Here is a 13,375-nt window from a genome sequence, read left to right as displayed (position 1 = left end):
GCGATGCTGCCGCCGTCGGCCGGCTCGTAGGCGGCGCGGAACTTGGCGATCAGCGGCAGGCCCATGCGCTGGGCCAGCGCCTCGGTGGCGCTGGTGCCGTAGGCCAGGCCCACCGGCAGCATGCCGGCGCTGCGCACGGCTTCGAGCAGCGCGTCGACAGCGCCGTCGTCGGGCAGGCCCGGCAGGTGCGACAGGTCCAGCACCACGGCGGCGCGGGAGAACAGCTGCGGAGCCGAGCGCACGCGGCGCTCCAGTTCTTCGCAGAGTGCGGCGGCGTCGACGCGGCGCACGCGCACGCAGGCGATGCCGACCTGGCCGAAGCGCAGGTCGCAAGCTTCAGTCGTATCCATCTTTACGGTCACGGGCGCCGCTCTCCGGCGAGGCGGCGCGGTTGGGATTGCAGGGAAACGGGAAGCTCGCGCTCGGCCAGCCAGGGCACGTCGGGCAGGCCGCCGTGCTCCAGCCAGGTCTCGCGCACGAAGGCGTAGCTGGGCAGGTCCTTGGCCAGCAGGCTGACCTGCGGGCCGCGTTCGCCCATGCGCTGCTGGCCCACTTCCTGGAAGCCATAGGTGCCGTGGAACAGCACGGCCACGTCGTCGCGCGGCTCCAGGAATACCTCGCAGGTGAGCAGCGGCACGCGCACCTCGGCGTAGCTGGTGACGTCGCAGTAGAACACCTTGCCCAGGCCGTGGCGGCGGTAGGCGTTGGCGATCACGATGCGGTCGATGTAGACGAACGACTCGTAGTGCTGGGCGAACCAGCGGTAGTTGGGGCTGTCGTAGTTGCCGCCGTTGCGCAGGGCGATGAGGAAGCCGGCCAGGTGGCCGTCGATCTCGGCGACGCGGAAGTATTCGGCCCGCTCGTAGAAATAGCGCAGCTGCGCGGCGTCCAGGGCGAGGATGGAGCGGCCGGCGGCGTTGTTGAGCGCCAGCACGGCATCCAGATCGTGCTCGCGCACGTCGCGGATGGCTAGGGCCATTCGTTGCTCCGCAGATCAGATAACCAATGAGTGGCCGTCAGGACGGCCCGCAAGTGCGCATTATGGCATGCGGGGGCCGCACGCACACCCCGCGCGCAGCTGTAAAACCCATGTAAAACGCGAGCCTGCATGGCTTCCGGCAGGGTGACTTCCCGCGCATTGCACGGCGGCGGCGGGGGCCTATGATGCCGGACATGTCCTGGACCAATTTCAACCACATCCGGCTGCTGCGCTTGACCGGGTTGTTCACCTACCTGTGCGTTGCGCTGCCTTTGCTGCCCGGCAGCTGGAGCCTGGCGCAGGTCAATGCGTGGTGGAGCAATCCCAACATTTCCGGCTGGATACTTTCCTACCTGATCTTCGGCTTGACCTACCTGCTGCTGACCGGCCGCTCCGGCATGAGCCGCCAGAGCGGCCGTGCGCAGGCGCTCAAGCTGTTCGGGCTGGTAGTGCTGACGGGCTCGGCGGTGGCGATGGGCTGGTTCAGCCAGAGCGGCCTGTCGGCGATGTTGATGCTGGTCATCGCCGTGGTTCTGCCCTGGCAGTTGCCGGTGGTCGCCGGGCTGGTCTGGATGCTCGCGCAGAACCTGATGCTGATACCGATCATCGCCAGCTACATGGGCTGGACCATCGTGACCGCATTCCTGCAGGTATGCATGTACCTGGGCATTTCGGCGCTGGCTTTTTTCACTTCGATGGTGGCGAGCCAGCAGACCGAGGCGCGCGAGGCGCAACGCCGGCTCAATTCCGAACTGCGCGCCACGCGTGCGCTGCTGGCCGAATCGACCCGCATCGCCGAACGCATGCGCATCGCGCGCGAGCTGCACGATCTGATCGGCCATCATCTCACCGCGCTGAGCCTCAACCTCGAAGTGGCCAGCCACCTGGCCAACGAGGCGTCGGCCGAGCACGTGCGCAAGGCGCAGGCCACCGCGCGGCACCTGCTGTCGGACGTGCGCGAGGCGGTCAGCGAGCTGCGCCAGGACGACGCCATCGACCTGACCCAGGCCCTGCGCAGCCTGATCGAGGGCGTGCCGGGGCTGAGCGTGCACGTGGATCTGCCGCCGCGCTTCAGCCTGGAGGACCCGCGCCGCGCGCAGGTGCTGTTGCGCTGCGCGCAGGAGATCATCACCAACTGCGCAAGGCACGCCGGCGCGCGGCAACTGTGGCTGACCTTCGCCTATGCCGATGCCAACCAGATCGGCCTGCATGCGCGCGACGACGGCCGCGGCGCAGCGCATTTCAAGCCGGGCAACGGGCTGTCCGGCATGCGCGAGCGGCTGGCCGAGTTCGGCGGCAGCGTGGCGGTGGATACCGCCGTCAGCGAGGGCTTTGCCTTGACCGTGCGCCTGCCGCTGGGCGAGGCGCTGGAACTGGCCCATTCGCCCTCGCGGCTGGAGCCGCCGGCGCTGAGCATGTCATGACGGCAGCCGGGCGTTCGGCATGCCAGAATGGCCGGCAGCAACCGGCCGCGACGCTCCCCCGCGCGAACCGCACCCCATCACCGCTTGCTGAGGAACCGCGATGATTTCCGTCTGTCTCGTCGATGACCAGAACCTGGTGCGCCAGGGCGTCCGCTCACTGCTCGACCTGGCCGAGGACATCCGCGTGGTGGCCGAGTGCGCCGACGGCGCGCAGGCGGTGGCCGAGATCCCGCGGATCAAGCCCGACGTGGTGCTGCTGGACCTGCGCATGCCCAACATGAGCGGGCTGGAAGTGCTGCAGGCGCTGTCCGCGCGCGGCGAGCTGCCGCCGACGATCATCCTGACCACCTTCGACGACGACCAGCTGGTGCTGCAGGGCCTGAAGGCCGGCGCGCGCGGCTATCTGCTCAAGGACGTCTCGCTGGAGCAACTGGTGGAGGCGGTGCGCACGGTCGCTGCCGGCGGTTCGCTCGTGGCGCCGATGGTCACGCAGCGCCTGCTGGCCGGCGTGGGCCGCATGCAGAACCAGTTCACCAGCCTGGAGCAGCCCGACCCGCTCACCGAGCGTGAAACCGAGATCCTGCGCCTGCTCTCGGGCGGCTACTCCAACAAGGAGATCGCCAACTCCCTGAAGGTGGCCGAGGGGACGGTCAAGAACCACGTCTCCAACATCCTCTCCAAGCTGGGCGTGCGCGACCGCACCCGGGCCGTGCTCAAGGCGCTGGAGCTGGGCATCGTCTGACGGCGGGAGCGGGCCAGCCGGCCCGTGCGGGGGACGGCCAGGCAGGCGCCTGCCTGGCCGATGGCGTTCCAGCCCGCGAGCAAGTACCATCCGGAGCTTCGGCATTCGCCGACCCTCGCCCGTGCCTTCCTCCGGGGCTCGACCCCGTGGCGCGGAATCCGACGGGAACCTTTAGCGCTGCGCGGAAAACGCTCGGAGAACCCAGGTAATGATGCGTGTTCTTGAATTCATTGTGGCCCTGATCATCGTCGCCGTGCTCGGTGTCGTGGTAGGCGTGATCATGCCCGGCAGCGGCCATGTGGAACGGTCGCTGGTCTTCGGCAAGGACATGCGCCAGGTCTACGACACCCTCGACAACTTCCGCCGCTTCGAGGACTACTCCTCGCTGCGCCAGGAAGACCCGAAGATCCAGTTGAAGCTTTCCGGCAAGTCCTACGGCCCGGGTGCCGAACTGAGCTGGAACAGCGACAACGCCAGCATCGGCGAGGGCAAGCTGACCATCGCCAGCGCGGAGCCCGAGTTCTTCAAGGTCGACGAGACCGTCAACAGCGCCAGGATCATCTGGAACCTGGACAACGGCTGGCGTGGCCAGGACAAGCACTTCACGCTGGACCTGGAGCGCCAGGGCAGCCGCCACCAGCTGACCAAGGTGACCTGGTCGTATGACGTGGCCTACGGCTTCAACCTGATCAACCGCTATTCCAACCTGTACATCCACGGCGATCCGGACTCGTTCATCCAGTCCAGCCTGGGCAACCTGCAGAACGTGCTGGCGGCGGTGCCGAACATCGACTACGGCAAGCTGATCCCGTACATCCAGCAGACCAAGCCCACGCCGGTGCTGCTGGTCTCGACCCAGATCCAGCGCAACGGCGGCCTCGCCGCGCTGGACGACGCCACCGCCACCGCGGTCAAGCAGATCCAGGACGCCGCCAAGAAGCTGGGCGTGAACGTGGTCGGCCCGCGCATCATCTTCACCACCAACTACGGCGACCAGGCCTACACCTTCGACGTCGCGCTGCCGATCGACGCCACCAGCCTGACCGTCGCCGGCCAGAGCCAGCAGCTGACCCCGCCGCAGGCGCCCAAGCTCGGCGAGGAAGAGCCAGCCGCTTCCTCCAGCGCGCCTGCAGGTGCCAGCAGCAGCGCCAAGCCGGCCGCCGGCCCCGCTCCGGGCGACCACGACCGCTTCGGCCGCCTGGTGGTGGACAACAACGTGCGTGCCACGCTGGCCTTCGGCGAACCGTCGCTGGTGGGCGTGTGGAACGGCACCGCCGCCGGCGTGCCGCAGACCCGCGAGATGCTCAAGGCCTACGCGCAGACCCACGGCTACAAGTTCGACGAGGTGACCAACCGCCTGTACGACATCGAAGTGCAGCCGGAGGTGAAGGACAACGGCGGCAACGTCACCACCTACGCCAAGTACGACGTCTACCTGCCGCTGCTGGGTAACGACGTGCCGGAGCAGACCCCGGAGCAGGCCGCCGGCATCCCGCAGCCGACCCTGGAAGCGGCGCCGGCCGCCTCCTCGTCGGCACCCGCCGCCGCCGCTTCGAGCGCCGCTCCGGCCGAGGCTGCCAGCGCAGGCCACTAAGTCCGCTACACCGCAAACCTCGATCCTGCCCGCCTTGCGCGGGCAGGATTTTTTTTGCGTCCGTTTCCGCCGCGAAGGCGAACTCGAGACGGGCGGGAAGGGCGCTGCGTGGCCGCCGTGCGGCGGTGCGTCAACTTTTCAAGTTGTATTGCAGGACACGGGCGGCCCGGCATTCTGCATGGTAGCCTGCGGCGCGCAGGGGGAGGCAGCCGTCGCCTTGCGGCGGCATTGGGGAGGGAGTAACGCATGTCGCATCGCCATCACGTGGCCCGCCAGGGCCGCGCAGTATTCATTGCATCGCGTACGGGCACGGCAATCCTCGCACTGGGGCTGGGCCTGCCGGCATGGGCCCAGCAGTCTGCGCCGGCCGACGCCGGCAAGCAGAAAATCACCAGGCTGGAAAGCGTGCAGGTGATCGGTTCGCGCGCCAAGGACCGCACCGCGGCCGAATCGGTGGCGCCGGTGGACGTGATCAGCGCCGAGCAGTTGCAGGACGCCGGCGTGGTCGAGGTCGGCCAGGCGCTGCAGATGCTCGAGCCCAGCTTCAATTTCTCGCGCACCTTCGTCAGCGACGGCACCGACATCATCCGCCCGGCCACGCTGCGCGGGCTGGGGCCGGACCAGGTGCTGGTGCTGGTCAACGGCAAGCGCCGCCACCAGCAGGCGCTGGTGAACGTGCAGCAGACCGTCGGCCGCGGCTCGGCCGGTACCGACATCAACGCCATCCCGATCTCGGCGATCGACCACATCGAGGTGCTGCGCGACGGCGCTGCGGCGCAATACGGCTCGGATGCGATCTCCGGCGTCATCAACATCGTGCTGAAGAAGCAGACCGGCCACACCAACCTGTCGCTCGACAGCGGCCAGACCTACAAGGGCGACGGCCTGGTGCGCCATGGCGGCGTCAACACCGGGCTCAAGCTCGGCGGCGACGGCTATCTCGACCTCACCCTCGAGTGGCGCAAGCGCGACGCCACCAACCGCGCCGGTCCCGATACCCTGCGCGTGAATCCGCCGCGCGTCACCCAGCGCCTGGGCGATGCCGACGCCAAGGACGCCTACTTCTGGCTCAACGGCGGCCTGCCGATGGGCGGCGGCGAGCTGTACTGGTTCGGCGGCGTGTCCAAGCGCGACGGCAGCTCCTACGGCTTCTTCCGTCCGGCCGGCGACAACCGCACGGTGCCGGCGCTCTATCCGGACGGCTTCCTGCCCAACATCGTCACCACGGTGAAGGACGCCTCGCTGGCGGTGGGCTTCCGGCGGCCGCTGGGCGACTGGGACATGGACGTGTCGCTCAACCGCGGGCGCAGCCTGTTCGGCTTCCACGAAGCCCACTCGGTCAACGTGAGCTGGTGGTACGAGCCGGCGCCCGGCGGCGGCATCTACGCGCAGTCGCCAACCGAGGCCGACACCGGCAAGCTCAAGCTCACCGAGACCACCTTCAACCTGGACTTCCGCGGTCCGGTCGCCTGGGGCGTGGGCGCCAACCCGCTGGACCTCGCCACCGGCGTGGAGTGGCGCAAGGACGATTACGCGATCACCCCGGGCGACCCGGTGTCCTACACTTACGGCCGCAGCAACAACCGCAGCATTCCGATCTTCGGCCAGACCGGCGCCATCGCGCAGCCGGGTATGCAGGGCTTCCCCGGCTTTTCGCCCACCGAGGCGGTGAACGACGGCCGCCACAACTGGGCGTTCTACCTGGATGCCGAGTCGCAGTTCACCGAGCGCTGGCTGCTCGGCGCGGCGGCACGCTACGAGAAGTACTCCGACTTCGGCAGTACCACCACCGGCAAGCTCTCGGCCCGCTTCGACGCCACCGACAGCTTCGCCGTGCGCGGCACGCTGGCCACCGGCTTCCGCGCGCCGGGCGTGCAGCAGATGTTCTACAGCCAGCGCTCGACCAATCTCGATCCCAGGGGCGTGCTGGTCGATACGCTGACTGCGCGGCAGGACAGCCCGGTCACCCGCGCCTTCGGCATCCAGCCGCTCAAGCAGGAGACCTCGCGCAGCGGCACGCTGGGCATCGTGTACAAGTCGGCGGGGGACTTCACGCTCACTGCGGACGTGTACCGCATCGACATCAAAGACCGCATCATCTTCTCCAGCAACATCGTGCCGGAGTCGGTGGGCACCGACGGCCAGCCCTGCGCGCCGGGCAACGGCAACTGCCCGATCCGCGCGATCCTCGACCCGCTGGGCGTCGGCCAGGTGCTGTTCTTCACCAACGCCATCGACACCCGCACCGAAGGCGCCGACGTGGTTGCGCAGAAGGGCTACGCCTTCGACGGCGGCAGCAGCCTCGACCTCACCGCGCTGCTCAGCTACAACCGCACCAAGGTGACCGGGCGCAAGTCGCAATCGGCCATCCTGCCGCCACAGAAGCTGTTCGACGACACCCAGGTCACGCTGATCGAGGAAGGCCAGCCGCGCGCCCACCACATCCTGCAGGGCGTGTACCGCACCGGCGCGTGGGACTTCACCTTGCGCGGCAACTATTTCGGTCCGGTCAGCGGCCAGGGCTTCACGCCCGGCATCAAGCAGACCTGGAGCGGCAAGTGGCTGGCCGACGTCGCGCTGGGGTATCGCTTCTCGGAAGGCGTCAAGCTCACGGTGGGCGCGGACAACGTGTTCGATACCTATCCGGACAAATGGGATCCGCAGACCGGCGCCCCGTTCCCGCAGCTGGGCTTCACCTACGGCTGGGAGACGATGCCGTTCGGCATGAACGGCGGGTTCTATTACGCGCGGCTGGACCTGCAGTTCTAGGCGGGCCCCGCGATCCGCCCTCGGCACCTTCCCCCCGCGTGCGGGGGGAAGGACTCGACGGGCGATGTTCCGCCGCGTGATCCTTCCGCGCCTTGTGGGCAAGGCGCCCGAAGGGGCGGATGGGCGCATCGCTGCCGCGATCTCTCACGGGTGCGCTAGAGTGGCGGGCCAGTCGCAGTCTCCCGCACCGCATGATCGAAGCCGACCGACTCACCCGCTGCTACGGCCGCCTCATGGCGGTTGATGCGCTGTCGCTGCGCGCCGAGCCGGGGCAGGTGCTGGGACTGCTCGGCCCCAATGGCGCGGGCAAGTCCACCGCCATGCGCATGATCGCCGGCTTCCTCGCGCCGACCTCCGGCACGGCGCGGGTATGCGGGCACGACGTGCAGCGCGAACCGCTCAAGGCCAAGCGCGCGCTGGGCTACCTGCCCGAGGGCGCGCCCAGCTACGGCGAGATGACCGTGCGCGAGTTCCTCACCTTCATCCTGAGGGTGCGTGCGCTGCGGGCCGAAACCGGGCGCCGGCGCTTCGAGGAGGTGGTCACCCATCTGCAACTGGAAGAAGTGCTGGAGCAGTGCATCGACACGTTGTCGAAAGGCCTGCGCCGCCGCGTCGGCCTGGCCCAGGCGATCCTGCACGATCCGCCGGTGCTGATGCTGGACGAGCCCACCGACGGCCTGGATCCTAACCAGAAGCACGCCGTGCGCCAGCTGATCGACTCGATGGCGCGCGAGCGCACCATCCTGATCTCCACGCACCTGCTGGAGGAGGTGCACGCACTGTGCAACCGCGTGGTGATCATCGCCCGCGGCAGGTTGCTGGCCGACGCCACGCCGGCGGAACTGGAGGCGCGCTCGCGCTACCACGGTGCCGTGTCCTTCAGCGCGCCGGGCAGCGGCGTGTCGCAGGAGATGCTCGGCCGCCTGCCGCAGGTGGCGGCGATCGAGGTCGATCCGCTGGACGGGCGCATCACCGTGTTCCCCAAGCCGGGCGCACGCGTGCTCGAACCGGTGGAAGACCTGCTGCGCCAGCAGGGCCTGGAGGTGTCGGAGATCCAGCTCGAGCGCGGGCGGCTGGACGAGGTGTTCAGGCAGATCACGACGGGAGAAACGGCATGAGCCCCATCCCCGCCATCATGCGCCGCGAGCTGCGCAGCTACTTCGTCACGCCGGTGGCCTACGTGTTCCTGGTGATCTTCCTGGTGCTGGCCGGGTTGCTCACCTTCTACGCCGGCGATTTCTACGAGCGCGGGCTGGCCGACCTGCAGCCGTTCTTCGTGATGCATCCGTGGCTGTACCTGATCCTCGCCCCGGCGCTGTCCATGCGCATGTGGGCGGAGGAGGCCAAGAGCGGCACGCTGGAGCTGCTGCTGACCCTGCCGGTGACGCTGGTGCAGGCGATGCTGGGCAAGTTCCTCGCCGCCTGGCTGTTCCTCGGGCTGGCGTTGGCGCTGACCTTTCCGATCTGGATCACGGTCAACTACCTCGGCGATCCGGACAACGGGGTGATCTTCGCCAGCTACCTGGGCAGCTGGCTGATGGCCGGCGCGTTCCTGGCGGTCGGCGCCTGCCTCTCGACCCTGACCCGCAGCCAGGTGGTGGCCTTCATCCTCACCGCACTGGTATGCGTGCTGCTGATCCTGGTCGGCCAGCCGCAGGTGCTCGATTTCTTCCAGGGGGCGCTGCCGCGCAAGCTGGTCAACGGCGTGGCGCACCTGTCGATCCTGCGCCACTTCGAAGCAATCGCCCGCGGCGTGCTGGACGTGCGCGACCTGGTGTATTTCCTGTTCACCATCCTCGCCTGGCTCACTGCCGGCGTGCTGGTGCTCGACCTGAAGCGGGCACGCTGAACATGCGCCGCCCGCACATCGGCCGCCGCACCGTACTGGTCGCCGCGCTGGTCGCGCTGACCCTGGCCTTCATCGGCGTCACCCTGGCCAGCAGCCGCTGGCTGCGTGCCGCGCGCATCGACCTGACCGCCGACCATCTCTACACGCTCACGGCCGGCACCCAGCACATCATCGACGGCCTGCACCGGCCGCTGAAGCTCACGCTGTACTTTTCCGACCACGCCACCCGCGACCTGCCGCAACTGCGCAGCTACGAGCAGCGCGTGCGCGAGATGCTGCAGGAGATGGTGGCTCGCTCGCGCGGGCGCATCCGCCTGCAGGTGATCGACCCGGTACCGTATTCCGACGACGAGGCCAGTGCCGAAGGCGGCGGGCTGACGCCGATCAACGGCGGCAGCAACGGCGAGCGGGTGTTCTTCGGACTGGTCGGCGGCACCATGCCGCCCGTCGAGGGCGAGGAGCGCAGCCTGTCGATCCCGTTCTTCGATCCGGCGCGCGAGACCTTCCTCGAGTACGACATCGCCAAGCTGCTCTACGAACTGGACCAGCCCAGCAAACCGCACATCGGCCTGCTCAGCCCGCTGCCGCTGGCGGGCAATCCGGCGATCGGCGCGGCGCCGTGGGCGGTGGTGCAGCAGCTGGAGCAGCTGTTCGACGTCAGGACGCTCGATGCGGGCAGCCTCACCCGCGTGGGCGCGGACATCCAGGTGCTGCTGCTGGTGCATCCCAAGCGGCTGCCGGATGCGGCGGTGTATGCGCTGGACCAGTACGTGCTGCGCGGCGGCCACCTGGTGGTATTCGTCGATCCCGATGCCGAGCTGGACACCACGCCCTACGTGGACAGCAACGGCCTCACCGACGACCACAACTCCAACCTGCCGCGCCTGTTCGCGGCGTGGGGCGTGGCCTTCGATCCCAGGTCGGTCGTGCTCGACCGCTCGCGCGCGCTGCAGATCGAACTGGCGGGCAGCAGCCTCAACCATCCGGCGATGCTCGGCCTGGGTCCGCAGGAGCTCAACCACAACGACGTCGTCACTGCGAGCCTGCAGCGGATCAATGTTTCCACCGCCGGCAGCTTCGACCTGTTGCCCGACACGCAGAACCGCCTGCTGCCGTTGATCCAGAGCAGCGCCGAAGCCGAGAAGGTGCCCGCGCAGCGCGTGCTGGAAGCGGCCAGCGATCCGACCACGCTGCTGCAGGGCTACCGGCCGGACAACCAGCACTACGTGATCGCCGCGCGCCTGCGCGGCACGCTGCGCAGCGCCTTCCCGCAGCGTGCCGGCACGCCCGGCCACCTGGCGCAGTCCAGCGCCGACGCCGAGGTGGTGCTGGTGGCCGACACCGATTTGCTCAGCGACCGCCTGTGGGTGGAGACGCAGAGCTTCCTGGGTCAGCCGATGCTTTCGGTGTTCGCCAACAATGGCGACTTCGTCACCAACCTGGTCGACAACCTGAGCGGCTCCTCCGCATTGCTGTCCATCCGCGGCCGTTCGGCCTCGCAGCGGCCGTTCACCCGCGTGCGTGCGCTGCAGGCGGCCGCCGACCAGAAGTTCCTGCTGAAGAAACAGGAGCTGGAGCGCGAACTGGCCGAAACCCGCCAGCGGCTCGACGAACTGCAGCCGGCCAAGGGCGGGCGGCCGAATGCCACCAGCGCGCAGCAGAAGAGCGAGATCGAACAGTTCCAGCAACGCCGCCTGGCGATCAACAAAGAACTGCGCGACGTGCAGCATCAGCTCAACGCGGAGATCGACGCGCTGGGCCTGCGCCTGAAGGTCATCAACATCGTGCTGGTGCCGGCGCTGGTCACCCTGATCGGCCTGCTCTACGGTTGGCGCCGCGTTCGCCAGAGCCGGTCGCGACGTTGACTCGAGGCCAAAGCCTCCCCTCTCCCCGGTGGGGCCGCGGGAGAGGGGGCTCTTCTTCCAGGCGCTATCAGAGTGGCAATCTGCCGCAAGCGCTCCGGTGTCGCGCCGCGGGGTCTATCCTTGCAGGCTGGTGATCGCGCGGGCGGATGATGGCGCTGCTGCTGAAATGGATCGTGCCGTGGGAGTTCTCGTGGGTATTCCTCGCGAGCTTCCTGCTGGCCGCGGTGCTGTACTGGCGCGGCTCGCGCGAACTCGCCGTGGGCGGCGGGCGGCGGCTGGCGTTCTGGATCGGCATGGCGATCATCTACCTTTCGCTGCACACCTACCTGGACTACTACGCGGAGCACGAGTTCTTCATGCACCGCATCCAGCAGGTGCTGCTCCATCACCTGGCGCCCTTGCTGATCATGGCCTCGTACCCCGGCGCGGCGCTGCGCGCGGGCCTGCCGCTCAAGTGGCGCGCGCGCGTGCTGCGCCCGGCGGCGAGGTCGTGGCCCTGGCGGGCGCTGGGCGGAGTGTTCGGCAACCCCGCGGTGGCGACGTTCCTGTTCGTCGCGTTCATCCTGGTCTGGCTGGTGCCGTCGATGCAGACGCTGGCGATGCTGGACTGGCGCATCTACCGCTTCATGAACTGGACCATGCTCGGCAGCGGCTTCGTCTACTGGGCGCTGGTGCTGGACCACCGGCCGCGCCCGCCGGGGCGGATGACGCCGGGCCTGCGCGTGCTGTCCCCGGCGATCACCATGACGCCGCAGATCCTGGCCGGCGCGATCGTGACGTTCTCCAAGACCGACCTCTATCCGATCTTCGAGATCTGCGGCCGCGCATTCACCTTCAACGTGCTGACCGGGCAACTGGTCGGCGGCGTGATCATGTGGGTGCCGGCGGCGATCATCGAATCGATTGGCGCGTTGTTCGCCCTGCGCCAGTGGCTGGCGCTGTCGCGGCGCGGGCGCATCCGGCGCGAGCACCGCGTGCAGCAGCGTCCGATCGTGCGCAACGCTTAGGACGGATCGGAGCGGTGCCGGTCAGAGCGCGTTGGCGGGCTTGGCGAGGAAGCCGGCGGCCAGCGTGCTGCCATCGGCGAACCGCAGGCTGACCTGCACGGTCTGGCCGGGCTGCACCGGCCTGGTCGCGTCCATCAGCATGAGGTGGTAGCCGCCGGGCGAGAGCGCGACCTGGCCGTGCGCGGGTACTTCCAGCCGGTCGACCATGCGCATGCGGCCCATGCCGGTGTCGGTGGAACTCTGGTGCAGCATCACGCTGCCGTAGGCGGGGCTGCTCGCACCCGTGAGCATGGCCGGCCGGTCGCCATCGTTGCGCAGGGTCACGTAGCCGCCGGCGGGCAGGGCGCCGGGCAGCACGCGGATCCAGGCGCCGGTCGCATGCACGTGCCCGGCTTCGGTGGCGCGTGCGGCGCCGGTGCAGAGCAGGCCGGCGAGCAGCAGGGTCAGGACGCGCAGGCGCATGGTCAGTTCCCGGTCTGGAGCAGGAGATAAAGATCGTGGACGAGGTCGTCCTGCGAGGTGGCGGGCGTGGCGAGCAGGCGCGCGCGGCCCTGGCGGTCGAACAGGTAGATCGCCGAGCTGTGGCTCACCTCGTACTGGCCATCGCCCTTGTCCGGTTCGCGGGTGAACGCCGAGCGGTAGCGTTTGCTCAGCGCCTCGATCGCGCGCGGCGTGCCGGTCAGGCCGACCGCCCGCTGGTCGAAAGCGTTGACGTAGGCGTGCATGATCGCCGGCGTGTCGCGCGCCGGGTCGACGCTGACGAACAGGATGCGCGCGCCGTCGGCCGAGGGACCGACGCGCTGCAGCGCCGCGTGCAGGTGCGCCAGCGTCAGCGGGCAGACGTCGGGGCAGTGCGTGTAGCCGAAGTACAGCAGCACGTCCTTGCCGCGGTAGTGGTCGGCGGTCGCGGGCTTGCCCGCATCGTCGGTGAGCTGGAACTTGAGGTCGGGCATGTGGCCGCTGACGTTGGTCAGGCGCCAGGGCAGCGCGTCTTCGCGGTGGCAGGCGGCCAGCAGCAGGACGACCCCGAGCAGCAGGAGGCGGGCCAGGCGCGAAGGCTTCATGCAAGAATCCGGGCAATGCATCGCGCCAGCATACGCCACGAGGCGGTGCGGACGTCGCCTACGAGGTGCTTATGCGACAACC

At 68.8% G+C, this 13,375-nt stretch carries 11 protein-coding genes and 1 pseudogene; 8 read left to right on the top strand and 4 right to left on the bottom strand.

Annotated elements, in window-relative coordinates; all coding sequences use genetic code 11:
- Together minC and HOQ08_RS09015 are read right to left on the bottom strand one after the other, a co-directional pair.
- Nucleotides 1-362, bottom strand: a pseudogene (gene minC, locus HOQ08_RS09020) (septum site-determining protein MinC); the annotation flags it as partial.
- Nucleotides 359-979: a GNAT family N-acetyltransferase gene (locus tag HOQ08_RS09015; protein WP_291193472.1), complete on the bottom strand. Its 621-nt coding sequence runs from the start codon at nt 977-979 to the stop codon at nt 359-361. The pseudogene minC and the gene HOQ08_RS09015, both read right to left, overlap by 4 nt.
- A 194-nt stretch (nt 980-1,173) precedes the next feature.
- Between HOQ08_RS09015 and HOQ08_RS09010 the strand changes: the two genes are divergently transcribed.
- The 8 genes from HOQ08_RS09010 to HOQ08_RS08975 all read left to right on the top strand — a co-directional run bounded on the left by HOQ08_RS09010 (nt 1,174) and on the right by HOQ08_RS08975 (nt 12,229).
- Nucleotides 1,174-2,403, top strand: a complete 1,230-nt coding sequence (locus tag HOQ08_RS09010) for a sensor histidine kinase (RefSeq protein ID WP_291193470.1) — start codon at nt 1,174-1,176, stop codon at nt 2,401-2,403.
- 100 nt (nt 2,404-2,503) lie between these two features.
- A complete protein-coding gene (locus HOQ08_RS09005) occupies nt 2,504-3,145 on the top strand; it encodes a response regulator transcription factor (protein WP_291193468.1) in 642 nt (213 codons plus the stop codon).
- 208 nt (nt 3,146-3,353) lie between these two features.
- Nucleotides 3,354-4,739 carry a polyketide cyclase gene (locus HOQ08_RS09000; protein ID WP_291193466.1) on the top strand — a complete coding sequence of 462 codons (1,386 nt, stop codon included), beginning with the start codon at nt 3,354-3,356 and terminating at the stop codon, nt 4,737-4,739.
- 246 nt (nt 4,740-4,985) lie between these two features.
- Entirely contained in the window at nt 4,986-7,508 is a 2,523-nt protein-coding gene (locus tag HOQ08_RS08995) for a TonB-dependent receptor (RefSeq protein ID WP_291193464.1), read from the top strand.
- 191 nt (nt 7,509-7,699) lie between these two features.
- Nucleotides 7,700-8,626 (top strand): ABC transporter ATP-binding protein, encoded by a 927-nt coding sequence (locus HOQ08_RS08990; protein WP_291193462.1) that lies wholly within the window; start codon nt 7,700-7,702, stop codon nt 8,624-8,626.
- Nucleotides 8,623-9,357, top strand: a complete 735-nt coding sequence (locus tag HOQ08_RS08985; protein ID WP_291193460.1) for an ABC transporter permease subunit — start codon at nt 8,623-8,625, stop codon at nt 9,355-9,357. The genes HOQ08_RS08990 and HOQ08_RS08985 overlap by 4 nt, the downstream gene beginning before the upstream one ends.
- 2 nt (nt 9,358-9,359) lie before the next feature.
- Nucleotides 9,360-11,222, top strand: coding sequence for a Gldg family protein (locus HOQ08_RS08980; RefSeq protein WP_291193458.1), 1,863 nt, complete (start codon nt 9,360-9,362; stop codon nt 11,220-11,222).
- A 146-nt stretch (nt 11,223-11,368) separates the two neighbouring features.
- Nucleotides 11,369-12,229, top strand: a complete 861-nt coding sequence (locus HOQ08_RS08975) for a cytochrome c oxidase assembly protein (RefSeq protein ID WP_291193456.1) — start codon at nt 11,369-11,371, stop codon at nt 12,227-12,229.
- A gap of 21 nt (nt 12,230-12,250) precedes the next feature.
- On the opposite strand, the gene HOQ08_RS08970 is transcribed toward HOQ08_RS08975, so the two are convergent.
- Nucleotides 12,251-12,691, bottom strand: coding sequence for a copper chaperone PCu(A)C (locus HOQ08_RS08970; RefSeq protein ID WP_291193454.1), 441 nt, complete (start codon nt 12,689-12,691; stop codon nt 12,251-12,253).
- A gap of 2 nt (nt 12,692-12,693) precedes the next feature.
- On the bottom strand, nt 12,694-13,293 hold the full coding sequence (locus HOQ08_RS08965) for an SCO family protein (protein WP_291193452.1): 600 nt from the start codon (nt 13,291-13,293) through the stop codon (nt 12,694-12,696).
- Nucleotides 13,294-13,375: the final 82 nt, after the last annotated feature.

Source organism: Frateuria sp., from assembly GCF_013362045.1.
Classification (GTDB): domain Bacteria; phylum Pseudomonadota; class Gammaproteobacteria; order Xanthomonadales; family Rhodanobacteraceae; genus Frateuria_A.
Note: the sequence above shows the minus strand (reverse complement) of the source record. Positions and strands in the feature narration are given on the sequence as shown.